General features: G+C 70.6%; 17 protein-coding genes. 10 read left to right on the forward strand and 7 right to left on the reverse strand.

Annotation, left to right across the window (positions count from 1 at the left end; translation table 11 throughout):
• Positions 1 to 263 precede the first annotated feature (263 nt).
• Positions 264 to 2,471, forward strand: coding sequence for a DNA helicase RecQ (gene recQ / locus ASF71_RS04975; RefSeq protein ID WP_056295963.1), 2,208 nt, complete (start codon positions 264 to 266; stop codon positions 2,469 to 2,471).
• Between the two features lie 34 nt (positions 2,472 to 2,505).
• Here recQ and ASF71_RS04980 read toward each other — a convergent pair whose 3' ends face one another.
• From ASF71_RS04980 to ASF71_RS04995, 4 genes are all read right to left on the reverse strand, one after another.
• Positions 2,506 to 2,877 carry a DUF1622 domain-containing protein gene (locus ASF71_RS04980; RefSeq protein ID WP_369814956.1) on the reverse strand — a complete coding sequence of 124 codons (372 nt, stop codon included), beginning with the start codon at positions 2,875 to 2,877 and terminating at the stop codon, positions 2,506 to 2,508.
• Positions 2,878 to 2,900: 23 nt separating this feature from the next.
• Complete coding sequence (locus tag ASF71_RS04985) at positions 2,901 to 3,695, reverse strand: Cof-type HAD-IIB family hydrolase (RefSeq protein WP_056295967.1); 795 nt, start codon at positions 3,693 to 3,695, stop codon at positions 2,901 to 2,903.
• Between the two features lie 104 nt (positions 3,696 to 3,799).
• Positions 3,800 to 4,684, reverse strand: coding sequence for a PhzF family phenazine biosynthesis isomerase (locus ASF71_RS04990; RefSeq protein ID WP_056295970.1), 885 nt, complete (start codon positions 4,682 to 4,684; stop codon positions 3,800 to 3,802).
• Positions 4,685 to 4,694: 10 nt separating this feature from the next.
• Positions 4,695 to 6,164, reverse strand: a complete 1,470-nt coding sequence (locus ASF71_RS04995) for a hypothetical protein (RefSeq protein WP_082505556.1) — start codon at positions 6,162 to 6,164, stop codon at positions 4,695 to 4,697.
• 254 nt (positions 6,165 to 6,418) lie between these two features.
• Between ASF71_RS04995 and ASF71_RS05000 the strand changes: the two genes are divergently transcribed.
• The 9 genes from ASF71_RS05000 (at position 6,419) to ASF71_RS05040 (ending at position 18,717) form a co-directional block, all read left to right on the forward strand.
• Entirely contained in the window at positions 6,419 to 6,829 is a 411-nt protein-coding gene (locus ASF71_RS05000) for a MarR family transcriptional regulator (RefSeq protein WP_235514138.1), read from the forward strand.
• 216 nt (positions 6,830 to 7,045) lie between these two features.
• Complete coding sequence (gene gnd, locus ASF71_RS05005; RefSeq protein WP_056295979.1) at positions 7,046 to 8,536, forward strand: decarboxylating NADP(+)-dependent phosphogluconate dehydrogenase; 1,491 nt, start codon at positions 7,046 to 7,048, stop codon at positions 8,534 to 8,536.
• A 205-nt stretch (positions 8,537 to 8,741) separates the two neighbouring features.
• On the forward strand, positions 8,742 to 9,140 hold the full coding sequence (locus ASF71_RS05010; RefSeq protein ID WP_056295982.1) for a cupin domain-containing protein: 399 nt from the start codon (positions 8,742 to 8,744) through the stop codon (positions 9,138 to 9,140).
• Positions 9,137 to 10,345: an alanine--tRNA ligase-related protein gene (locus tag ASF71_RS05015; RefSeq protein ID WP_056295986.1), complete on the forward strand. Its 1,209-nt coding sequence runs from the start codon at positions 9,137 to 9,139 to the stop codon at positions 10,343 to 10,345. The genes ASF71_RS05010 and ASF71_RS05015 overlap by 4 nt, the downstream gene beginning before the upstream one ends.
• A gap of 96 nt (positions 10,346 to 10,441) precedes the next feature.
• On the forward strand, positions 10,442 to 12,154 hold the full coding sequence (locus tag ASF71_RS05020; RefSeq protein WP_056295989.1) for a bifunctional UDP-sugar hydrolase/5'-nucleotidase: 1,713 nt from the start codon (positions 10,442 to 10,444) through the stop codon (positions 12,152 to 12,154).
• 293 nt (positions 12,155 to 12,447) lie between these two features.
• Positions 12,448 to 14,964, forward strand: a complete 2,517-nt coding sequence (gene glgP / locus ASF71_RS05025; RefSeq protein ID WP_056295992.1) for an alpha-glucan family phosphorylase — start codon at positions 12,448 to 12,450, stop codon at positions 14,962 to 14,964.
• 224 nt (positions 14,965 to 15,188) lie between these two features.
• Positions 15,189 to 16,067, forward strand: a complete 879-nt coding sequence (locus ASF71_RS05030) for a DMT family transporter (protein WP_056295997.1) — start codon at positions 15,189 to 15,191, stop codon at positions 16,065 to 16,067.
• A gap of 68 nt (positions 16,068 to 16,135) precedes the next feature.
• Complete coding sequence (gene proB, locus ASF71_RS05035) at positions 16,136 to 17,227, forward strand: glutamate 5-kinase (RefSeq protein WP_056296000.1); 1,092 nt, start codon at positions 16,136 to 16,138, stop codon at positions 17,225 to 17,227.
• A 206-nt stretch (positions 17,228 to 17,433) separates the two neighbouring features.
• The gene (locus tag ASF71_RS05040) at positions 17,434 to 18,717 is read left to right on the forward strand and encodes a glutamate-5-semialdehyde dehydrogenase (RefSeq protein WP_056296004.1); all 1,284 of its coding nucleotides are present in this window, start codon (positions 17,434 to 17,436) and stop codon (positions 18,715 to 18,717) included.
• Between the two features lie 217 nt (positions 18,718 to 18,934).
• Here the strand turns inward: ASF71_RS05040 and ASF71_RS23470 are convergent, their stop codons facing one another.
• The 3 genes from ASF71_RS23470 to ASF71_RS05050 all read right to left on the reverse strand — a co-directional run bounded on the left by ASF71_RS23470 (position 18,935) and on the right by ASF71_RS05050 (position 21,698).
• On the reverse strand, positions 18,935 to 19,129 hold the full coding sequence (locus ASF71_RS23470; RefSeq protein ID WP_156372617.1) for a hypothetical protein: 195 nt from the start codon (positions 19,127 to 19,129) through the stop codon (positions 18,935 to 18,937).
• Positions 19,130 to 19,132: 3 nt separating this feature from the next.
• Positions 19,133 to 20,128 (reverse strand): 4-hydroxy-3-methylbut-2-enyl diphosphate reductase, encoded by a 996-nt coding sequence (ispH, locus tag ASF71_RS05045; protein ID WP_056296007.1) that lies wholly within the window; start codon positions 20,126 to 20,128, stop codon positions 19,133 to 19,135.
• Between the two features lie 61 nt (positions 20,129 to 20,189).
• Entirely contained in the window at positions 20,190 to 21,698 is a 1,509-nt protein-coding gene (locus ASF71_RS05050; RefSeq protein WP_056296010.1) for a phospholipase D-like domain-containing protein, read from the reverse strand.
• Positions 21,699 to 21,720 lie beyond the last annotated feature (22 nt).

Raw genomic sequence — 21,720 nt, forward strand, 5'->3', positions numbered from 1 at the left:
CGCGGAGCTTGGGCGTGGCAGCAGCGAAAAAGTAGGCGATGCGCTCAGCCTATGCGGCGGCTTAACCACTGTCAAGACAACGCTCATAGTTACGCAGGATGGTGACCAAGCCCCTATATGTGTCTGGAGAGACCGGTCGGAAGGCCTGAGGACGGAACGCGGGACCTGTGGCGGTCTACCCCTCCACAGAGCCGACGGTTGGGGGCAGGAGAGACGAGCACGCCCGCATTACGTTCAGGGCAGAAAGGCGCTATGCTGGAGCGATGACTGCCGCGCCCCCCTCCCTGACCCGCCGCGCCCTCGACGTTCTCCAGTCGGTGTGGGGCTACGGCGAGTTCCGGGGCGTGCAGGGCGAGATCGTCGAGCAGGTGGCCGGCGGCGGCGACGCCCTGGTCCTGATGCCGACCGGCGGCGGCAAGAGCTTGTGCTACCAGTTGCCCAGCCTGCTGCGCGACGGCGTGGGGGTGGTCGTCTCGCCCCTCATCGCCCTGATGAAGGACCAGGTGGATACCCTGCGACAGCTCGGCGTGCGGGCCGCCTTCCTGAACTCGACGCTGAGCCCCGAGGGCGCGCGCGAGGTCGAGTCGGCGCTGCTGGCTGGTGAACTCGACCTGCTGTACGTCGCCCCCGAGCGCCTGCTGCTGCCGCGCACGCTGGACCTGCTGGAGCGCGCTCCGGTGGCGCTGTTCGCCGTGGACGAGGCGCACTGCGTGTCGCAGTGGGGCCACGACTTCCGGCCCGAGTACCAGGGCCTGGGCGTGCTGCCCGCGCGGTATCCCCATATCCCGCGCTTGGCCCTGACCGCCACCGCCGACGACCGCACGCGCGCCGACATCCTGCGGGTGCTGGGGCTGGAGGACGCGCCGCAGTTCGTCTCTTCGTTCGACCGCCCCAACATTCAGTACCGGGTGGCGAACAAGGAGGGGCCCAAGACGCAGCTTCTGGATTTCATCCGCGCTGAGCATATGGGTGATGCGGGCATCATCTACTGCCTGTCGCGCAAGTCGGTCGAGGAGACGGCGAAGTGGCTCCAGACCCAGGGCGTGGACGCGGTGGCCTACCACGCGGGGCTCTCGCCGCGCGAGCGTAACTCGGCGCAGGAGCGCTTCCTGAACGAAGAAGGCGTCATCGTGGTCGCCACAGTCGCCTTCGGCATGGGCATCGACAAGCCCAACGTGCGCTTCGTCGCGCACCTCGACCTGCCCAAGAGCATGGAGGGCTACTACCAGGAGACGGGCCGCGCCGGGCGCGACGGCCTGCCCAGCACGGCCTGGATGGTCTACGGCCTGGCCGACGTGGTGAACGTGCGCCGGATGCTCTCGCAGAGCGACGCGCCCGAGGAGGTCAAGCGGGTTGAGGCGGGCAAGCTCGACGCCCTGCTGACCTACTGCGAGGCCGCGACCTGCCGCCGCCAGGTGCTGCTGGCCTATTTCGGCGAGGAACTGCCGCGGCCCTGCGGCAACTGCGACGTGTGCCTGAATCCTCCGCAGGTGCGCGACATGACCCGCGAGGCGCAGATGGCGCTGTCGGCTGCCATCCGCACCGGCAACCGCTACGGCGCCGCCTACCTGACCGACGTGCTGCTGGGCAACGCCACCGAGAAGGTGCTGGGCCAGGGCCACCAGAGTCTGCCGACCTTCGGGGTGGGCAAAGTGCACGGCGAGAAGGTCTGGCGCGGGGTGCTGCGCCAGCTCGTCAGCCTGGGCTACCTGACGGCGGGCGAACACCACGGCCTCTCGGCGACCGGCAAGGCGCGCGCCCTGTTGCGCGGCGAGGAGTCGCTGCTGCTGCGCGAGGACGCCCTGCAACCGGCGACCCGCGTGCGTGAACGCGGCGCCCGCGCCGGCGCCGGGGCGGCCCCGGTGGCCCCGGCCGACGCTCCGCTGTTCGCGGCGCTGCGCGCGTGGCGGCTAGAGCGGGCGCGCGCGCTGGCGGTGCCCCCCTACGTGATCTTCAGTGACGCGACCCTCAAGGGCATCGCCGAGCTGCGGCCCGGCAGCCACGCCGCGTTGGGCACCGTGAGCGGCGTAGGCACGCGCAAGCTGGCCGACTACGGCGACGAGGTGCTGCAGGTCGTGCGCGACCATCCGGCGGACGGTGCGGCAACCCGCATCCCTGCCAGTGCCACCCCCGCCGAGCAGGGCGCGCGGGACAACACGGCGATTCTGGACCGGTTGCGTGGACGTCCGGTCGCCGCCTCGCCACTGCTGGCGGCGGAGGCCGGTCTGCCCCCCAACCCCGGCGCCGCGCCGCAGGTGGCCGAGGCCCTGCGCGAGCTGCGGCGCGAGCTGTCGCGCGAGAGCGGGCACAGCGCCTTCGTGGTGTACCCGAACGCGGCGCTGGAGGCCCTGGCCCAGGCGCAGCCGCGCACACTGGGGGCGCTGCGGGGCGTACCGGGCCTAGGCGAAAAGCGCATCGCGGCCTATGGCGAGCGCATCGTGGACGCGGTGAACACGGCCCTGGGCGACTGAGGGGAACGCGCGGTTCTGCCCGTGACTGGACCGCTTATTTCTGCCGGTCGAGTCGCCCCGCCTGCGCCTCGGTCTCCTTCTGTAGGAAATAGTTCAGGGCAGTGCGGATCAGGGCGATGGCTCCCAGCTTGCCGATGTCCTCCCACGACGGCGCGATGGCCGTGAGCAGGATATCGGCGGCGAGCAGGAATTCCAGCGACACCGCCAGCCAGCGGCCCAGGCCCAGGCGCAGGCTTTCTTTGCGCTCGTCGTCGTCGCGGTCACGACGGGCGAAGACCAGCAGCGAGCGCCACAGCGCCTCGGCGACGGCCACCGCAATGATGATGGCCGCCGCCAGTTCGGCCGCGTGCGAGACGAAGCGCGCGCCGAGCTGCACGTAGGTTTCGAGCTGATCTATGAAGTTCACTGGAATTCAGGGTCTCGCCGGGATCAGAGGCGCATCGCCAGTTCGACGGCTTCGCGCAGGCCGCCGTCGTCCACGTGGGCAACCGTGTAGCGGGCGGCGGCCAGGGCGGGGGGTTCGCCGTTGCCCATCGCCACCGGGTGCCCGACCACGCGCATGGCCGACACGTCGTTCTCGCCGTCGCCCACCATCATCACGCGCTCCAGTGGAATGCCGTACTGCCCGGCGATGCGGGTCACGGCGCTGCCCTTGCTGACCCCGGCGCGGGTCGCGCTGATGAACATCACGTCCTGCATGACCGGGCTGCCCGACGGGTGCAGGTCCAGGCCTTCGTGCGGCTCGCCCACCACCTCGGCCTCCTGTGCGCGCGGCACGACCCACTGCACCCGGACCCGCGTGCCCTGCAGCGACTCGGGCGCGCGCGGCGTGTAGGGCACGCCCAGCAGCGTGGCGTGACGCCGAGCGTAGTCGCCGGGCTTGGTGACGGCGAATTCGGTATCGGTATAGATCTCCAGCAGGCGGTCCATGGCGTGGGCGTGGGCGATCAGGCGGGGTAGGGCGTCCTCCGGGAACGCTTCCGAGAGGCTCTTGCCCGTCTCGGCGTTGACCACGCTCGCCCCGTTCTGGAAGACGTGCCAGCCATCGGGGTCCAGGCGCCGGGCGTAGTCCAGGGCGTTGCCGATGGCCGGGCGGCCGCTGCACAGCGCGACGCGTACCCCCTGGGCGCGCGCGTCCGCCAGCGCCGCCCACACGTCGTCCCGCACCACGTTGCCGGTGCCGACCAGCGTTCCGTCTACATCTACACAAATGAGTCCCAACATGGGCGCCAGTCTAGGGGGCCGTGGTCGGGCGACTGGCCGGGCGGGGTGGACAGCTTCTCCTCACGGCTTCTTCACGTCCAGGGGATGTCGGGGTCGGCCGGCGGTCAGCGGCGCGGCCAAACGCCCTGGCGCTCCACCGTGGCGCAGCCGCCGACATGGACGGCCACGACTTGATCGCCGCGTACCTCGACCTCCACCTCAACCTCGCCGGGGGTGCCCAGCGCGTGCCCCTGGTAGATGACGCCGCAGGCCCGGCCCGAGCGCAGCGGCAGGCGGCCCTGCGCGGCCAACAGGCCCAGCAGGGCGCCGCCCGCACTGCCGGTCACGGGGTCTTCGGGAATGCCCAGCACCGGGGCGAAGTCGCGCGCGGCGAACCGGGAGACCCCGAGCGGTGCGTAGGCGTACACGCTGTCCACGCCCAGGTGGCGGCTGAGCTGCGCAATGGCTTCCAGGTCCGGCTCCAGGGCGTCGAGCAGGGCGCTGTCGAGCAGCGGGACGAACACGCTCCACAGCCCCGTGCTCGCGGCGGCCAGCGGCAGGCCCCGGTGAATCATGCGCGAGTCGAGGCCCAGGGCGGCGGCCAGCTCGGCGCGCCGTTCGCGTTCTACCGGGCGGGACTCGTGGCGCGGCTGCTCCATCCAGACCTGCCAGGGCACGCCCGCCTCGCACAGCAGTCGCAGCGGCACCCGGCCCATCAGGGTGTCCAGCGCCAGCGCCTCGCCGGCCCAGTGGCCTTCCTGCGCCAGCAGCAGCCCCAGCGCCACGGTCGCGTGGCCGCAGAACGCCACCTCCTGCGTGGGCGTGAAGTACCGCACCCGCACCAGTTCTCCATCCATACGGGTCACGAAGACCGTTTCGGGAGCGCCGACGAAGGCGGCGAGACGCTGCATCTCGCCTTCGGAGAGCCCTGCGGCGTCCAGAACCACGCCCGCCCGGTTGCCGTGGCCCGGCGTGCGGGTGAAGGCGCTGACCTCGCTGTATAGGGTCATGCGGCCGAATCTAGCGCATCGGGTCGCCGCTCCCGCTCCGGCGCGGTCCACCGTTCCAGAACTGGAGGTCGTCGAGCTGCCCCTGCGCGGCCTGCGCGGCGAGGCGCCCGAGCACGTCCGGCCGGAAGGCCAGCGAGAGGGCGCCGCCGGGCAGGACGGTCAGGGCCAGGAAGCCGGCCGCCTCGGGCACCTCGAACAGCGCCGCAGGACGACCGAACACGGCGCCGACCCCCTCGCGCAGCTGCCAGACCGTGCCGTGCGGGTCGGGGCCGTCGGCCTGGAACAGCGCCGGACCGCACAACCGCGCCTGCACCCGCGTCCAGCCGGAGGTGTCGGGCGACGGCACTGCCTCGAACAGAAGTGGGAGGTCGGCGGCAAACCCGGAACCGCTCGGGCTTCCCGCTTCTGCCCCACCGGTCAGACGGAAGGTGAGGACCCGGCCCCGGCTGCGCTGGAAATCGGCGCCGGTGAGCGACACCCCGACCAGGGCCAGGGGGCCGGGCTGGAGGTCGCCGGCCTCCCGGCGCAGGGCCCGGTCGAGGGCGGCGCGCACCTGCTCGGCGCTCAGACCGGCGAGGGCGGGCGCCGGTGCGCCGGTGTCCGGGGCGAGCAGGACCCCGTTTTGGAAGGTGGCGTAACGTCGCCGGGGTTGGTGGCCGGTGGTCAGATCGTCGCTCGTGGGATAGCCCAGGGGGCCGCGTTCCCAGCCGGCCGCCCCCCAGGCCTCCCGCAGGGTGCCGCGCAGCGCCATGGGTCCGGTGTCCGGATGCCAGTACACCGACCCGCCCGTGAAGTGGGCGCAGCGGCCCTGGCCGTCCGGGGTGTGCTGAATACCGGTAAGGGGCAGGCCGAGGTCGCCGTCAGGGCCACCCAGCGCCCCGTACTTGTCGCGCACGGCTCCGTACAGCTCGTGTGCCCCGCCTGAGGGCGAGAAATACATGTCGGCGTGTTCGTAGCGCACACGGTGGCCGCCCGGCACCGCCTCGCAGCCCGAGATGGCCGCGCCGGTCAGCCCTACCCCCAGCATCGCGGCGCGGGCGGCGATGCTGCCGCTGGGATCGGTGTCCAGCGTCACGTTGCTCGCCCACAGCCGGATCTCGGCACCAGGTCCCCCGGCGGGAGGCGGCCCGAGCCGCAGGACGCAGGGCCGCGTCTCGCCAGGGGCCAGTTTGAATCGGAAGGTCCGGCCTCCGGGCGCGGCCTGAGCCCCGGCCGCGCCGGAACCCGCCGGCGCCGGTGCTGTGCCCTCCGACAGCCACGCCTGCCCGCTGAGCTGCACGTGACCGTGGGGAGCGCGGCGGCATACAAGCCTCAGCTCGGCCTGGACCCCGTCGCCGCACAGGCAGGCCGTGGCCTCCCCGACCACTGAAACCCCTAGCAGCAACGTGCCCGCATGCAGGAGGGGAGGGGGGCCTGCGGCGTCCCGCGGACAGGACGGCGTGAACCGCATCTCGACCGAATAGTCCACCCTGTTCTGCATGACGGTCTCCCTTGTGGCGCAGTGTGAAGCCGGCGCGCCCCACGCTAGGTACTCGCCCGTTGCGCGGCCGTTGCAGCCTGCTCCGGGTGCAAGTGTGAGCTGGTCCGGAGTTCTCTTCCCAGGAGGGTTGCAGGGTTGGAAGGATGAGCGTCCGAGACCACCCAGCCCCTGGCCCCCCACCCGACCCCGAAGAGCTCGCTCGGCGCCTGGGGCAAGCGGTCCGGGCGATGCACCGCTTGGTGAGCGGAGGCGTCATGCGCAACATGCAGGACGAGAAACAGGAGCAGGAACTGTCGTTCTCGCAGGTGGCGGCGCTGCACCAGCTGCGCGACGGCGAGATGACCGTGACCGCCCTGGCCCAGTGCACCAGCCTGAGCCTGCCGGCCGCGAGCCACCTGGCTGAGCGCCTCGTGCGCCGGGAACTGATCGGGCGGGCCGAGAACCCGGACAACCGCCGCGAGAAGCTCCTGACCCTGACCGACCTGGGCCGCGATCACCTCGCGCGGATGGACACCGCCTTCAGCGATACCTATGTCGCCCTGTTCGCCCGCGTCAGCCCCGAACTGCTGGCGGCCACCGAGGCCAACCTGCGCGCCCTGGTCCGTGAGCTCACGTCCGGGCCGCCCGCTGACGCGGCTCCGGGCCCTTCTCCAGAGACGCCCTGACCGTCCTCGGGAAAGGGCAATGTCCACCACACGCAGGATGCCGAGCCCCACGGGGCCGCCCCGCCAGAAGGACGCGGAGCTGGTTCTGGTCCACCTTGAGGAGCAATGTGGCCGCCCACTCCAGAGTCCCGGCCGGCGAGACGAGAGTCATTTTTCTTTGCTGTCCTCTCGACAGCCCGCCCGGCTCCTCATGAGTAGTGCCTTACGCTGACCGCCATGACGCAGACCGTGGCCGACCCTGTCCCGACCCTCACTCCTGTAGCCGATATCGGCGTGATCGGGCTGGCGGTCATGGGCGAGAACTTGATCCTGAACATGGCGAGCCGGGGCTTTACGGTCGCGGCCTTCAACCGCACGGTGAGCCGCGTGACTGGCTTCACGGCAGGCCGGGCCAGCGGCAAGACCGTCGTGGGGGCCGAGTCGCTGGAGGGTTTCGTGGGGCTCCTCAAGCGGCCGCGCAAGGTCATGCTGATGGTCAAGGCGGGCGCGCCGGTCGACGAATTCATCGCGCACCTGCGGCCCCTGCTGGAGCCGGGCGACATCATCATCGACGGGGGCAACAGCCACCCGGCCGACTCGACGCGCCGCACGCGTGAGCTGGACAAGGACGGGCTGCTGTTCGTCGGTACCGGAGTCAGTGGCGGCGAGGAAGGCGCCCTGACCGGTCCCAGTATCATGCCCGGCGGCAACCCGGCGGCGTGGGAGGCGGTGCGCCCCATCTTTCAGGGCATCGCGGCGCGCGTCGCAGACGGCACGCCCTGCTGCGACTGGGTGGGGCCGGAGGGCGCCGGGCATTTCGTGAAGATGGTGCACAACGGCATCGAGTACGCCGACATGCAGATGATCGCCGAGAGCTACCACCTCCTGCGCGCTCAGGGTGGCCTGAGCGCGCAGGAGACGGCGCAGGTCTTCGCCGAGTGGAACCGGGGCGAGCTGAACTCGTACCTCATCGAGATCACGGCCGACATCCTGACCAAGACCGACGACCGGACCGGCGAGCCGTTGGTGGACCAGATTCTGGACGCCGCGGGCCAGAAGGGCACCGGCAAGTGGACCAGCGTGGCCGCCCTGGACGCCGGCAGTCCCGCCGCGACGATCACCGAGGCGGTGTACGCCCGCGCCATGAGCGCCCTGAAGGAAGAACGGGTGGCCGCGAGCGCCGAGCTGCGCGGTCCGGCCGCCGTGCCCGTCCCTGACCGCGTGGCCTTCGTGGAGGAGGTGCGCCGGGCGCTGTACGCCTCCAAGATCGCGGCGTATGCCCAGGGCTTCCAGCTTCTGCGGCTCGCGGCGGCCGACGCCGGCTGGACGCTGGACTTCGGGGCCATCGCCATGATGTGGCGCGGCGGGTGCATCATCCGGGCACAGTTCCTCGACCGCATCAAGGAGGCCTATGCCGCCGACCCCGCGTTGCCCAACCTGCTGCTCGCGCCCTACTTCCGCGAGGCGGTGGGCGAGCACCAGGAGGCGTGGCGCCGGGTTGTCGCGTCGGCGGCCCTGGGCGGCGTGCCGGTGCCGGCCTTCGCCAGCGCCCTGGCCTACTATGACGGCTACCGCACGGCCCGCCTCCCCGCCAACCTCATCCAGGCGCAGCGCGACTACTTCGGCGCGCATACCTATGAGCGGGTGGACGGCCCGCGCGGCGAGTTCCACCACACCAACTGGACCGGGCGCGGCGGCGATACGGCCAGCACGACCTACAACGCCTGAGCAGCTGCGTGCTGGGGCGGCGGTGACGCGGTCCGCTGCCCTGCCTGGCCCTTCCGCTCAATGGGCCGCCGCCGATCTTTCTCAAGGGCGTCCCTTCTGCCCAAGAAGCGCCGGCCGGGTAGAGAATGTCGCCGCAAAAGTGCAGAGATTCCGGCGCCTTCCCAGGAACTCGTCATTCCCGCTGCGACTTCCCTAGACTGGCGCCATGACCGTGCCGGAGCCGCTCAATCTCGCCGCCGCCTTTGCCGGCTTCACCGAAACCTACGCGCCGCGCGTCGCGGCCGAACTCAATGGGCAGATGGTCAAGCTCGCCCGAATTCAGGGCCGTTTCGTGATGCACGCGCACGAGGGCGAAGACGAACTGTTTCTCGTGCAGCGCGGCGAACTCCTGATGCACTTCGAGGACGGCCCGACCCGCACCGTGCGCGAGGGCGAGCTGCTGGTGGTGCCGCGCGGCGTGCGCCACTGCCCCGACGCCGCCGAGGAGTGCTGGGTGCTGCTGTTCGAGCCGGCAACGACCGTGAACACCGGCGACGTGGGCGGCGAGCGGACCCGCGATGCTGTCCCTCTGACAGACACCGCACCTCTGGACGAGCGCGCATGACCGTGGCCCTGTACCACCGGCCGGGCCAGGACGGGCAGGCCCTGACCTTCACCGCCGAGGTGCGGGCAGTGGGGGAGAGTGGGGGCACGCCCGAGGTCATGCTCGACCGTACGGCCTTCTACCCCGAGGGCGGCGGCCAGAGCGGCGACGCGGGGCGGCTGGTGTGGGCGGGCGGCGAGGCGGCCGTCGAGGACACCCGTAAGGACAAGGCCAGCAGCGAGGTGTGGCACCGCCTCGCGCCCGGCGCGGCCCTGCCCCTGCCCGGCACGACCGTGGGCGGTGAGGTGGACGCCGCGCGGCGTGCCCGCCACATGCAGCGCCACAGCGGCGAGCACCTGCTGGCCCAGGCCTTCGCGCGGGTGAACCCCGCCTTCGAGGTGGCAGCTGTGAGCATGACCGGCCCCGAGTGTCACCTCGACCTGCGCGGCGACCCAACCGAGGCTGACGTGCGCGCCGCCGAGGCTCTGCTGCGCGTGACCCTGGGCCGGGACGACCTGACGCTGGAGACGCCTGTCGTGGACGAGGCCGACTTGGACCGCTACCCGCTGCGCCGCGAGACCAAGGTGCGCGGGCAGGTGCGGCTGGTGATCTTCCGGGACGCGGCGGGCGACTTCTTCGACGTGAGCGCCTGCGGGGGAACCCATGTGCCGCGCGCGGCGCAGGTCGCCCCGGTCGCCGTGCTGCGCACCGAACGCATCAAGAGTGGCCTGACCCGCGTGACCTTCATGGCGGGCGAGGAGGCGGCCGAGTACCTGAGCGGCGTGTACCGGGGGACGCGCGCGCTGGCCCAGAGCCTCAGTGTGCCGGTCGACCGGGTGGGTGAGCGGGTCGGCGCCCTGGGAGCCGAGCTGCTCACCCTGCGCGCCGAGGCCGAGAGCCTGCGGGCCGCGCTCGCCGGGGCGCTGGTGGCGGCCCAGCCCGCCGAGACGCTGGGCACACTGAGTGTGCGCGCCCTGACGCTCCCCGACGCCGCGCTGCTCGCTCCCGCGCTCGCGGCGGTTCCGGCCGGCGAGGTGCTGCTGGTCCTGGCGCCGGGCGGGCGCTGCGGCGTCGCCTCGGCCACTCCGGCGGTGCGGGCGGGTGAGGTGCTGCGCGCGGCCCTGGCCGTGACAGGCGGCCGGGGCGGCGGCCGCGCCGAACTGGCCCAGGGGAGCACTGAGGCGCCCGAGGCGTTTTTTGGCGCGGTGCGGGACGCCCTGGCCTGAAGGGTGCGAGCTGCTCGCGGCTGTCCGGGAAAGCAGGCCGCCCAGGTGAAGGCGTCTTCACCGTCGCCTGACAAATCTGTCTACACTGAGACGCACATGAAGAACAACGTTGCATATGTGGGGCTTGCGCTGGTTCTCGGTGGCTGCTCGGCGAACATCGGAGACCTGACCCTCGTTCCCCCGACCCCTGTCTACCAGAACGTCACCGTGATCGGCGTCAATGACTTCCACGGCAACCTGCTGCCGACGAGCTTCCGGGTGCCCGACCCCGCCGACCGCACCAAGACCCTGACGGTGCAGGCCGGCGGCATCGAGACCATCGGCGGCATCCTGGACACGGCGCGCAAGGAAAACCCCAACACTGTGTTCGTGGGCGTGGGCGACATGACCGGTGCCAGTCCCCTGATCAGCGCCCTGCTGCGCGACGAGCCGACCGTGGACGCCCTGAGCCAGCTTGGCATGGCCGTGAACGTGGTGGGCAACCACGAGTTCGACAACGGTCTCAAGGAACTCCAGCGCTTCCAGAAGGGCGGCTGCGACAGCAACGCGCCCGAGCGGGCCTGCAAGTTCGAGAACACCTTCCCCGGCGCGGGCTACTCCTACATCGCCGCGAACGTCATCGACACGGCGACGGGCAAGCCGGTGTTCCCCGCCTACAAGATGGTCACGGTGGGCACGGCCAAGATCGCTTTCGTGGGCGCGGTCCTCAAGGACACCCCGACCGTCGTGACCCCGACCGGCGTGGCGGGCCTGAGCTTCGAGGACGAGGTCGCCAGCATCAACAAGGTCATGCCTGAGATCAAGGCGCAGAGTCCCGACGCCATTATCGCGCTCGTGCATCAGGGCGGGTCCAGCACCGACGCCTTCGACGTGGTGAACTGCAAGACCCTGAGCGGCGACATCGTCAAGATCGCCCAGGGCCTCGACGCCTCCATCGGCGCGGTCATGACCGGTCATACCCACCGGGGCTACAACTGCCAGATTCCCGGCCCCGACGGCAAGGACCGCACCGTGATCCAGGGCGACTCCTACGGCCACCTGCTCCAGCGCCTCGACCTGCGCGTGGACATCGCCAACCACCGCCTGGAGAGCCTGAAGGCCAGCAACGTGGTCGTGGACGCCGCGACCCTGCCCAAGAACGCCGCGATGACCACCCTGGTGAACAAGGCCAAAACCATCACCGATCCGCTCGGCAAGCAGGTCGTGGCCACGCTGGGCGTCGAGCAGATCACCCGCACGGCCAACTCGGCCGGCGAGAGCGTGCTGGGCGACGTGATCGCCGATTCCCAGCTCGCCGCCGCGTCCTCGGCCGCCAAGGGCAGCGCCGTCATCGCGTTCATGAATCCCGGCGGCATCCGCGCCGACCTGCCGGTCAGCGTGCCCAACCCGGGCAAGACCGTGACCTACGGCGACGTGTTCACGGTGCAGCCCTTCGGCAACATCATGCAGGTCATCACCCTGACCGGCGCGCAGATCAAGGCCGCCCTGGAGCAGCAGTTCGACAACCCTGCCACTGGCCAGAACCGCATTCTCCAGGTCAGCCAGGGCTTCACCTACACCTGGGACAACGCTGCCGCCAAGGGCAGCAAGGTCAGCAACGTCCGCCTGAACGGCGTGGCCCTCGACCCGGCCGCCAGCTACCGCGTCACCCTGAACAACTTCCTCGCCGACGGCGGCGACGGCTTCACGGCCTTCGCCCAGGGTACGAACCGCACCGGCGGCGACGTGGACCTCGACGCCTTCCAGAACTACCTCAAGGCCAACACCGTCACCCCTGGCCCGGCCAACCGCATCACCCGCCTGAACTGATTCTGACCTGAGCGGCTGACGTGGCGACCGGATCCTGCGAGGGGTCCGGTCGTCCTGATGCGGCGGCAACGGCTCCGGTGTGACGCGGCAGGCTGGGTCGGGGCTGCGGTGGGACTCGTGGCGGCCCGAACCTCCCCTCGCCGGAACAGCGCGGCGGGGGGCCGGTTACAGGCGAGTATCTCACCCGTGGCAGTGCGGGCACCAGCCCCCCGCGCAGGTTCCCGGATTTCGCGTTCTACACGTCTTTACTGCCCGCCCGCGACCCCAGGTGACGTGGTGTAAGCTCAGCGGGTATGAACGTCATCGGAAAAGTCACGGTGCTGCCGCAGTTGCCGCCCGCAATCGCGCGGCTCTCGGAGTTGGCCTATAACCTCTACTGGTCGTGGACCCCCCACGCCCAGAGCCTCTACGCCGACCTCGACCACGACACTTGGGAGCGCTTCCAACGCAACCCGGTGCGCCTGCTACTCGAAGTGCCGCAGGCCCGCCTGACCGCGGCCGCCGCCGACCCGGCGTACCTGGCGCGCTACGAGGCGGTCATGGCCGACTTCGACGCCTACATGGGCAAGAAGGACACCTGGGTGACGAAGAACGCGACCGACCTCAAGCCGGTCGCCTATTTCAGCATGGAGTACGCCTTTCACGAGTCGCTGCCCATCTACTCGGGCGGTCTGGGTGTGCTGGCGGGCGACCACTGCAAGAGTGCTTCGGACCTGGGGCTGCCCTTCACGGCCGTCGGAATGCTGTTTCATCAGGGCTACTTCCGCCAGCTGTTCGACAAGGAGGGCTGGCAGAACGAGGCCTACGACGAGCTCGACCTGACCACCCTGCCCATCCAGCCGGCCCGGTCGGCCTCGGGCGAGGACGTGCGGGTGCGCGTGCGCATCGGCGGGCGTGAGGTCGCAGTGCGGGTCTGGACCCTCCAGGTGGGCCGCATCCGCGTGCTGCTGCTCGACGCCAACGTGCCCGAGAACAGCGAGGAGGACCGCAAGCTGACCGCCCGCCTGTACGGCGGCAACCAGGAACTGCGCGTGCAGCAGTACGTGCTGCTGGGCGTGGCCGGCGTGCGCGCCCTGCGTGCCCTGGACGTGCCGGCCAGCGTGTACCACATGAACGAGGGCCACGCGGCCTTGATGGGCCTGGAGCGGATGCGCGAGTACGTGGAGTCCGGCCTGGATTTCGCCACGGCCATGGAGACGACCGCCAGCAGCACCCTGTTCACCACCCACACCCCGGTGGCGGCGGGCAACGACGCCTTTACCTACGACCTGATGGACCGCTACATCGGCGAGTGGCCGGGCCTGCTGCGCACGGGCCGCGACGACCTGTACGGCCTGGCCCGCCACGACCAGATGTGGGACGGCCACCTCGTGCCCAGCTTCTCGATGACCGTCTTCGCGCTGCGCCTGAGCCGCGCGGCCAACGGCGTCTCGGAGCTGCACGGCGAGGTCAGCCGCGACATGTGGAACTTCCTGTACCCCGGCGCCGCGCCGCAGGAGGTGCCCATCGGCCACGTCACCAACGGGGCGCACAACCTGACTTTCACGAGTCAGCCCATGCGCGACCTGCTCTCGACGGTGCTGCCCGGCGACTGGACCGAGCGGCTGGAAGACGAGGACATGTGGCAGGCGGTCGAGAACCTGAGCGACACGCAGCTCGCAGGCGTGCAGCGCGAGATGAAGCGCGAGATGGTCGCCTTCGTGCGTGCCCGGCAGCGTGAGCAGATGCTGCGCAACGGGGCCTCGGCCGCCGACGTGGCCGCCACCGACACCCTGCTGCGGGAAGACGCGCTGACCATCGGCTTTGCCCGCCGATTCGCCACCTACAAGCGCGCCACGCTGCTGTTCCGGGACAAGGAACGTCTGGCGCGCATCGTGAACCACCCCGAGCATCCGGTGCAGTTCGTGTTCGCGGGCAAGGCGCACCCGGCCGACAACCCCGGCAAGGCCTTCATCCAGGAGATCTACCGCGTCTCGCAGGAGCCCGAGTTCCGAGGCAAGATCGTCATCCTGGAAAACTACGACATGAACGTGGCACGCCACCTCGTGCAGGGCGTGGACATCTGGCTGAACAACCCCCGGCGCCCGCTGGAGGCCTCGGGCACGAGCGGCATGAAGGCCAGCTTCAACGGCTCGCCCAATCTCAGCGTGCTCGACGGCTGGTGGCGTGAGGGCTACGACAGCACCAACGGCTGGCCCATCGGCGAGGAGCGCGAGTACGCCGACCTGAACGTGCAGGACGACGCCGACGCCTTCAGCCTGTACTCGGCCCTCGAAGACGAGATCGTGCCGCGCTACTACGGCGAGGGTGAGGGCGACGCGAGCTGGGCGCATACGGTCCGCCGGTCCATCGAGACGGTCAGCCCCCGGTTCTCGATGCAGCGTCAGGTCATCGACTACGTGCGCCAGTACTACGTGCCGCTCTCGAAGCGCGGCGCCGAGATTGCGGCCGACGACAGCGCCCGCGCCCGCCACATCGCCTCCTGGAAGACCTGGGTGCGCCAGCAGTGGCCCCACACCCAGATCAGTGCCCACGCCGACCTGCCCCCGACCGCCCGACCCGGCGAGACGGTGAAGGTCAGCGCCACCGTGAACCCGGCCGGCATCCGTCCCGACGAATTGAAGGTCGAGGCCGTGCTGATGCGCGGCGACGTTCAGCACCGCGTGGCGCTGGCGCACGGCGAGGGCAACGTCTACAGTGCCGAGGTGCCCCTGCCCGACAGCGGTCTGTACTCGCTGGGCGTGCGGATGATTCCCGAAATCAGCGGACTGAGCAACGAGCTGGAAACCGGCCTGATCAAGTGGGCCTGAGCCGCCAGAAAGAACGTTGATGGGGGGACCGCTGACCGTTGCGTCAGCGGCCTCCTCCGCTTATTTCGGTGCTCTCCTGTTCAGGCTAACCTTTCACGGGCTTGGGGCCTCATCCATTCGGTGCAAAAGGTGTAGCTCGGAGGAGGGGTAGAGGTGGCTGGGAGCGGGGTCGCCCCGTTGCCCGCCGCCCGGCCGCCGGACGCGCCGCGCATAATGGCTCCCCGATGCCTTCGCCACGCCTATCCCTACCGCCCCTGCCGTCGCTCGTCCTCGCGATGCTCAGCATTCAGGGGGGCGCGGCCTTCGCCAAATCGCTGTTTCCGGCCCTCGGACCCGCCGGCACCACGGCGCTGCGGGTGGGGCTGGCGGCGGCGCTGCTGTTCGCCGTGTTCCGGCCCTCCCTGCGCAGCCTGACTCGCGCCGACTGGGCGGCCATCGTGCCCTACGGCGCGGCCCTGGGCCTGATGAACCTGACCTTTTACGCCTCGCTGAAGTACCTGCCGCTGGGCCTGGCCGTCACCTTCGAGTTCGTGGGACCGCTGGTGCTGTCGCTGGTCCTCTCGCGGCGGGCCCTGGATTTCGTGTGGGTGGCGCTCGCGGCCCTGGGTATCGTCCTCATCGCGCCTCACGGGGGCGAGGGCAGTCTCAGCCTGCCGGGCGTCGCCCTGGCGCTGGGTGCCGGGGCGCTGTGGGCCGGGTACATCGTGGTGGGGGGCGCGGTCGCGCGGCGCGTGCCCGGCACGACCGGCGTGGTCGCGGGCATGATCGTGGCCGCCGCCGTCGCCCTGCCCTTCGGCGCGGTGCAGGGGGGACAGGGGCTGCTGGCGCACCCGCAACTCCTGCTGGCGGGGCTGGCGGTCGCGGTGCTCTCCAGCGCCCTGCCCTACACGCTGGAGATGCGGGCGCTGCGGACCATTCCGACCCGGGTCTTCGGCGTCCTGATGAGTCTGGAACCGGCCCTCGCCGCTCTGAGCGGCCTGCTGTTCCTGGGCGAGCGCCTGACCTCCCTGCAGGTTGCCGCGCTGCTGTGCGTGGTGGTGGCGAGCGCGGGCATCAGCCTGACGGGCAGGTCAGCCCACGCGGAGCCGGGGCCGGTGGGCTGAGTGCGGCGGGGCGCCTGTCTGCGCCACCGGTGCGCCCCGGCCCGCCCTGGCCCTAGCATGGGCGCCATATGCGCGTCGTCCTGAAACTCGGCACCAGCGTCCTCACGGGGGGCACCGACCGGCTGCACCGGCCCCGCCTCGTCGAACTCATGCGGGGCATGGCGGCGGTGCGCGCCGGGGGGCACGAGGTCGTGCTCGTCACCAGCGGCGCCGTGCTCGCCGGCTGGGAGACGCTGGGCTTTCCGCCGCGCGACCGCACCCTCGCCGAAAAACAGCTCCTGGCGGCGGTGGGCCAGGGCCGCCTGATGCACCTGTACGCCCTGATGGCCGAGCTGTACGGTGTCAACGTAGCGCAGGTGCTGCTCACCGCCGACGACTTCCGTGACCGCACCCGGTATCTCAACGCGCGCACCACGCTGGAGGGCTGCCTCACGCGCGGCGTCCTGCCGATCATCAACGAGAACGACGCCGTGGCGACCGGGCAGCTCAAGCTCGGCGATAACGACACTCTCTCGGCCTTCGTGGCGAACCTGGTCGAGGCCGACCTGCTGGTCATCCTGACCGACGCGCCGGGCCTGTACACTGCCGACCCCCGGCAAGACCCCCACGCCACCCTGATTCCGGTCGTCGAGCGCGTGACCCCCGAGATCTGGGCGCTGGCGGGCGGCGCGGGCAGTCACCGGGGCACGGGTGGGATGCGCACCAAGATTCAGGCCGCCGAGATCGCCACCCGCGCGGGCACGCCCCTAGTGCTGGCGCCCGGCGACCTGGAGGGCGCGTTGGAGCGCATCATGGCGGGCGAGGCCCTGGGTACCCGGTTCCTGGCGCACGGCACCCGCCTGGAGGCCCGCAAGCGCTGGATTCTGGCCGAGATCGCTGCTGGGCGCGTGCTGCTCGATGAGGGCGCGGCGCAGGCGGTCGCGGGGCGTGGCGGCAGCCTGCTTCCGGCAGGCATCCGCGCGGTCGAGGGCGAGTTCGAGCGCGGCCAGACCGTGCGCCTCGTCGCTCCCGACGGCCACGAGATCGGCCGCGGCCTGACACGCTACCGCTCGGGCGACCTCGCGCGCATCGCGGGGCGCCACTCGCGTGAGATCGAGGGGGTGCTGGGCTTCACCTACGGCCCCGAGGCGGTCCACCGCGACGACCTGGTGCGGCTCTGAGGTGAGGCCGGACGGGGGAGGCGGGCAGGCTTGCCCAGGCGAGTCCGTTCTGCCCAAGACGCGGGCAGGCGTCCTCTCCTGCGCAGCTGGACCAGTCAAGGGCGTCCGTTCTGCTGGGGACGCGCTCAGGGCCCGGCATCGATCCGGGAGACGGCAGGTGTGGACAGCGCCGAAATTGGGGAAGGGACGCGCTCTAGACTGGGGGCATGACCGTGGCCGAACAGATCAGCATCCGGGAGATGGGCCGGCGGGCCAGACAGGCGGGACGCACCCTACGCTCGCTGCCCACCGCGCGCAAGGCGGAGGCCCTGCTCGCCATCGCCCGCGAGTTGCGCGCCCGCGAGGCCGAGATCCTGGCCGCGAACGCCCGTGACGTAGCGGCCGCCGAGGCCTCAGGCCTGCCCGCCCATATGGTGGACCGTCTGCGCCTGAACGCCGCGTCGCTGGTCGCCATCGCCGCCGATGTGGAGGCCGTCGCCGCGCTGCCCGACCCGGTGGGCGAACAGACCGAAACGCAGCGCCAGTCCAGCGGCATCGAGGTGTCGCGGCGGCGCGTGCCGCTGGGTGTGCTGGGCGTCATCTACGAGAGTCGCCCGAATGTGACGGTGGACGTGGCCGCCCTGGCCCTCATGAGCGGCAACGCGGCCATCCTGCGCGGCGGCAAGGAGACGGTGCACAGCAATGCGGCGCTGGAGGACGCCATCCGCGCGGCGCTGGAGGCCCAGGACCTCCCGGCGGCCGCCGTGCAGGTCATCCGCGACCCGGCGCGCGAGCGGATGCTCGACCTGCTGCGCCTCGACGAGTACGTGGACGCGATCATTCCGCGTGGCGGAGCGGGGCTGCACCGCTTCTGCGTCGAGAACGCGACCGTGCCGGTCATCGTGGGGGGCATCGGCGTGGTGCACATCTACCTCGACGCGTCCTTTACCCACGACCCCGCCGACGTGGAGCGCGCCGCCGCCATCGTCCGCAATGCCAAGGTGCAGAAGCCCAGTGCGTGCAATGCCCTGGACACGCTGCTCATCGACCGCGCGGCGCTCCATTCGCTGCCCGGCGTGCTGCGGCCCCTGCTCGGGGACGGCGCGGAAGTGCGCGCCGACGCCGAGAGCCTCGGTGTGCTCCGGGCTGCTGGCCTCACCGCCGTGCCCGCCGCCAACACCGACTACGGCACCGAGTTCCTGGCCCTGGTCGCCAGCGTGAAGGTCGTGGCTGGACTGGACGAGGCGCTCGACTTCATCGCCGAGCGCGGCGGGCACACCGACGTGATCCTCACCCGCGACGCGGCGCAGGCCGAGCGCTTTGTGCAGGACGTGGACAGCGCCGCCGTGATGGTCAACGCCAGCCCCCGCTTCAACGACGGCGGGCAGCTGGGCCTGGGGGCCGAGGTTGCCATCAGCACCCAGAAATTGCACGCCCGGGGACCGATGGGCCTGCGCGAACTCACGACGACCAAATGGGTAGTACGCGGCGAGGGTCAGGTCAGGGGATAGGCAGCAGGGAAGGCCGTCTATTCGAGGCCGAACATTTTTTTGCGCTTGGTTCGCCAGTAGACACTTCTTTCTTCGAGAAGCGGACTCATTTCCATTAGTCACCTCTTTGTCAAATCGGTGTCGGCAGTTTCGTTATCCCTTTGGTCTAGTTTGTCTATGAGGCATACGTCTACGCAATAACACACATAGTCGTCGCCTTCGGATATGAGATTTCCGATCAAGCTTTTAAACTCAATGTATTGAAATCTGGAGATCTGACAGACTCTTCCCATACGTAATCTCCAAGTCGTGCCATGTCAAGACAAAATGGCATCTCGTCCTCATTGTCATTTCCCCAGTAGATGTCCCTGAAGTTGTCAAATTCAGGAAAGTTCTGGAGCACCTTGCCAAGAGCTGCGGCCCTGTCAACCATGCCTCACCTCATCGTGCGCGGCAGCTCCTGCGTGGGCAGGATCTTTTTGGGCGTGCGGAACTCGATGTTCTCCCACTCGCCCTCCTCTACGATTTCCAGTGCCGGATTGAGCCGGCGGAAATGTGCCACGACCTCCTGCACGAGGTCGTCGGGGGTGCTCGCCGCGCTCGTGATGCCCACCGACCGCACGCCGCCGAGGTCCAGGCCCGCGAGGTCGGCCGCCGTCTCCAGACGCTCGGCGCGCCCGCAGGTCTCGGCGGCGAGTTCCAGCAGCCTCATGCCGTTGCTGCTGTGCGTGCTCGTCAGGACCAGGAAGGCGTCCACGTTCGGCGCGATGCTCTTCACGGCGTCCTGGCGGTTTTTCGTGGCGTAGCACAGGTCCTCGCTGGGCGGCACGTGCAGCGCCGGAAAGCGGGCCTTGAGCACGTCCACGGTGCGCCGGGTGTCATCCACGCTCAGGGTGGTCTGGGTGAGGACGACCAGGCGCTCGGGATCGGGCACCTCGACGGTGTAGGGGTCGTGCAGGCCCTCGCCGCTCTTGCCGAGCACGCCCACCAGCACGGTGTGTTCGGGCGCCTCGCCGCGCGTGCCGATCACTTCCTGGTGGCGCGCGCTGTCCCCGATGAGGAGGATGGTGTAGCCCTCGCGGGCGTACTTCTTGGCCTCGGTGTGCACCTTGGTCACGAGGGGACAGGTCGCGTCGATGGTCGCCAGCCCCAACGTCCGCGCCCGCTCGCGCACCGCCGGGCTGATGCCGTGCGCGCTGAAAATGACCGTCTCGCCGTTTTCCGGCAGGGCGTCCACCGTGTCCAGATCTTCGACGAAGTGCACGTTGCCGCCTTCCTTGAGCCGCTCGACGACCGTGTGGTTGTGAACGATGGAGTGATACACCGTCACGGGCCGGGCCTCCTGCGCGGCGGCGCGCTCGACCGCCTGAATCGCCATGACCACCCCGGCGCAGAAGCCGCGCGGTTTGGCGAGGTACACCTTCTCGATCATGGGTCCAGTGTAGGGGGAGCGGGCCGGAGAAAGTGGAAGGTGAAGCGGGGACAGGGTCCCCTCACCTCTCGTCTGCGGGGCCGGGGCCGACAAGGCCGTCTTGTCTCTTCACGAACCGCAGCCACCATTCGTCCGGGACCGGAGAGCCGCGCTTCGTCCACAGGTCCTCGAAGCTGGCCTGCTGCTCGGCCACCGCCGCGGGGTCGCTCGTGGCGAGGACCGCCTCATTCAGGCCCAGCGGTCCCCACGAGCTGAAGTGAAAGTTGACGCTGCCCGCCACGACCATCTCCCGGTCCACCGTGACCACCTTGCTGTGCAGCTTGAAGTCTACGTAGCGCGCCTCGAACAGGGCGTCGAGGCCCCGGCGCCGCGCCTCGTAGCGCAGCAGGGCCACGCCGCTGCGGTTGGCGTAGGCGCCGTAGCTGTAGTTCACCGTGAGCACGCGCACCCTGACCCCACGCTCCATCGCGTCGAGAAGCGCGGCGAAATAGGGCGGAAAGGTCGTGCGGCCACAGCCCTCGGGGTTCTGATAGGCCGACCAGCACGCCAGTTCGGGGCTGAAATCCACCTCCAGCAGGTCGATACTCCGGCGGGCTGCCAGAAAGAGGGCCTGCTGGGCGCGGTCGGCCACGTCGCTGCCGGGGCGGCGGTACAGCACGAAAGCGCGCGCGTCGCCGGCCGGGACCGCCGCGCGCGCCACCGCCGGGTGTGAGGGCGGGTCGGGGAGGCCCAGCGCGCAGCGCGCAGCGACCTCGGCCGCGGCCACGCCGGCCGGGCAGCGGAGCTGGCGCGAGTGCCGCCACAGGTCGTCGAAGGCGGCGACGGCGTCCTGGGCGGCGGGCCCGCGCATCCGCAGGCCCAGGTCGTGCAGGCCGCGCCCTCCGTTCTCGCCCTCCGGCAGGTGGCCGTCGGCGAAGTTGTAGCCCTCGACCGTCACGTCCTGTCCGTCGATGACGTGCAGCTTGGCGTGGCTGTGCGGAAAGAAGCCGTAGTTGAGCACCGACACGTGCCAGTCCAGTGCTGCGTCCTCCAGCGGCACGCCCAGCACCCGCAGATCACGGGCGAGGGCCAGCGCCTGGGCCGCGCCGTCGAGCCGCACGAAGTCGGGATAGCCCCCCAGGACCACCCGCACCCGCATGCCCTGCGGGTAGGCGGCCGGACCCGCACGGACCCGCGCGTACAGGTCCCGCACTGCCGAGGCAAAGGTGTAGCCCGGCCGGCCCTGGCCTCCCTGCCACTCCATACTGGTCAGCAGCACCTCGTTGTGGGCGGCGCGCACCTGCTCCGCGATGACCTCGAAGGCGTCCTGCGGTGTGCCGGGGCCGCGCGGGGTCCGCAGGTAGCCCACGAAGGCGTTAGAGCAGCTCAGGTCCGGCCGGCCGTCGGCGGTCGCCACGCGCCACAGGGACAAGTCGAGCGGGCGTATGGGCGCGGCGCAGGCCGGGGCGAGCAGGGGCGCCGCCGCCGGCACCGGCCCCAGGCCGACCGGAAAGGCGGCCCCCCCCGCGACTCCCGGAAGGAGGAGCGCGGCTAGAGCCGCCCCCCGCACCGCACTGCCGGAACGCCGCATGTCGCCAGAATAGAAGAGGGGT

The sequence above is a fragment of the Deinococcus sp. Leaf326 genome, assembly GCF_001424185.1.
Lineage (GTDB): Bacteria > Deinococcota > Deinococci > Deinococcales > Deinococcaceae > Deinococcus.

Excerpts from the sequence above, each read along its gene's own strand:
- ASF71_RS05015 (WP_056295986.1), top strand. The coding sequence starts at position 9,137 with ATGACCGTGGCCCTGTACCACCGGCCGGGCCAGGACGGGCAGGCCCTG.
- recQ (WP_056295963.1), top strand. The coding sequence starts at position 264 with ATGACTGCCGCGCCCCCCTCCCTGACCCGCCGCGCCCTCGACGTTCTC.
- ispH (WP_056296007.1), bottom strand. The coding sequence starts at position 20,128 with ATGATCGAGAAGGTGTACCTCGCCAAACCGCGCGGCTTCTGCGCCGGG.
- gnd (WP_056295979.1), top strand. The coding sequence starts at position 7,046 with ATGACGCAGACCGTGGCCGACCCTGTCCCGACCCTCACTCCTGTAGCC.
- ASF71_RS05000 (WP_235514138.1), top strand. The coding sequence starts at position 6,419 with ATGCGCAACATGCAGGACGAGAAACAGGAGCAGGAACTGTCGTTCTCG.
- ASF71_RS04985 (WP_056295967.1), bottom strand. The coding sequence starts at position 3,695 with ATGTTGGGACTCATTTGTGTAGATGTAGACGGAACGCTGGTCGGCACC.
- proB (WP_056296000.1), top strand. The coding sequence starts at position 16,136 with ATGCGCGTCGTCCTGAAACTCGGCACCAGCGTCCTCACGGGGGGCACC.
- glgP (WP_056295992.1), top strand. The coding sequence starts at position 12,448 with ATGAACGTCATCGGAAAAGTCACGGTGCTGCCGCAGTTGCCGCCCGCA.
- ASF71_RS05010 (WP_056295982.1), top strand. The coding sequence starts at position 8,742 with ATGACCGTGCCGGAGCCGCTCAATCTCGCCGCCGCCTTTGCCGGCTTC.
- ASF71_RS04990 (WP_056295970.1), bottom strand. The coding sequence starts at position 4,684 with ATGACCCTATACAGCGAGGTCAGCGCCTTCACCCGCACGCCGGGCCAC.
- ASF71_RS05050 (WP_056296010.1), bottom strand. The coding sequence starts at position 21,698 with ATGCGGCGTTCCGGCAGTGCGGTGCGGGGGGCGGCTCTAGCCGCGCTC.
- ASF71_RS04995 (WP_082505556.1), bottom strand. The coding sequence starts at position 6,164 with ATGCAGAACAGGGTGGACTATTCGGTCGAGATGCGGTTCACGCCGTCC.
- ASF71_RS05030 (WP_056295997.1), top strand. The coding sequence starts at position 15,189 with ATGCCTTCGCCACGCCTATCCCTACCGCCCCTGCCGTCGCTCGTCCTC.
- ASF71_RS05020 (WP_056295989.1), top strand. The coding sequence starts at position 10,442 with ATGAAGAACAACGTTGCATATGTGGGGCTTGCGCTGGTTCTCGGTGGC.
- ASF71_RS05040 (WP_056296004.1), top strand. The coding sequence starts at position 17,434 with ATGACCGTGGCCGAACAGATCAGCATCCGGGAGATGGGCCGGCGGGCC.
- ASF71_RS23470 (WP_156372617.1), bottom strand. The coding sequence starts at position 19,129 with ATGGTTGACAGGGCCGCAGCTCTTGGCAAGGTGCTCCAGAACTTTCCT.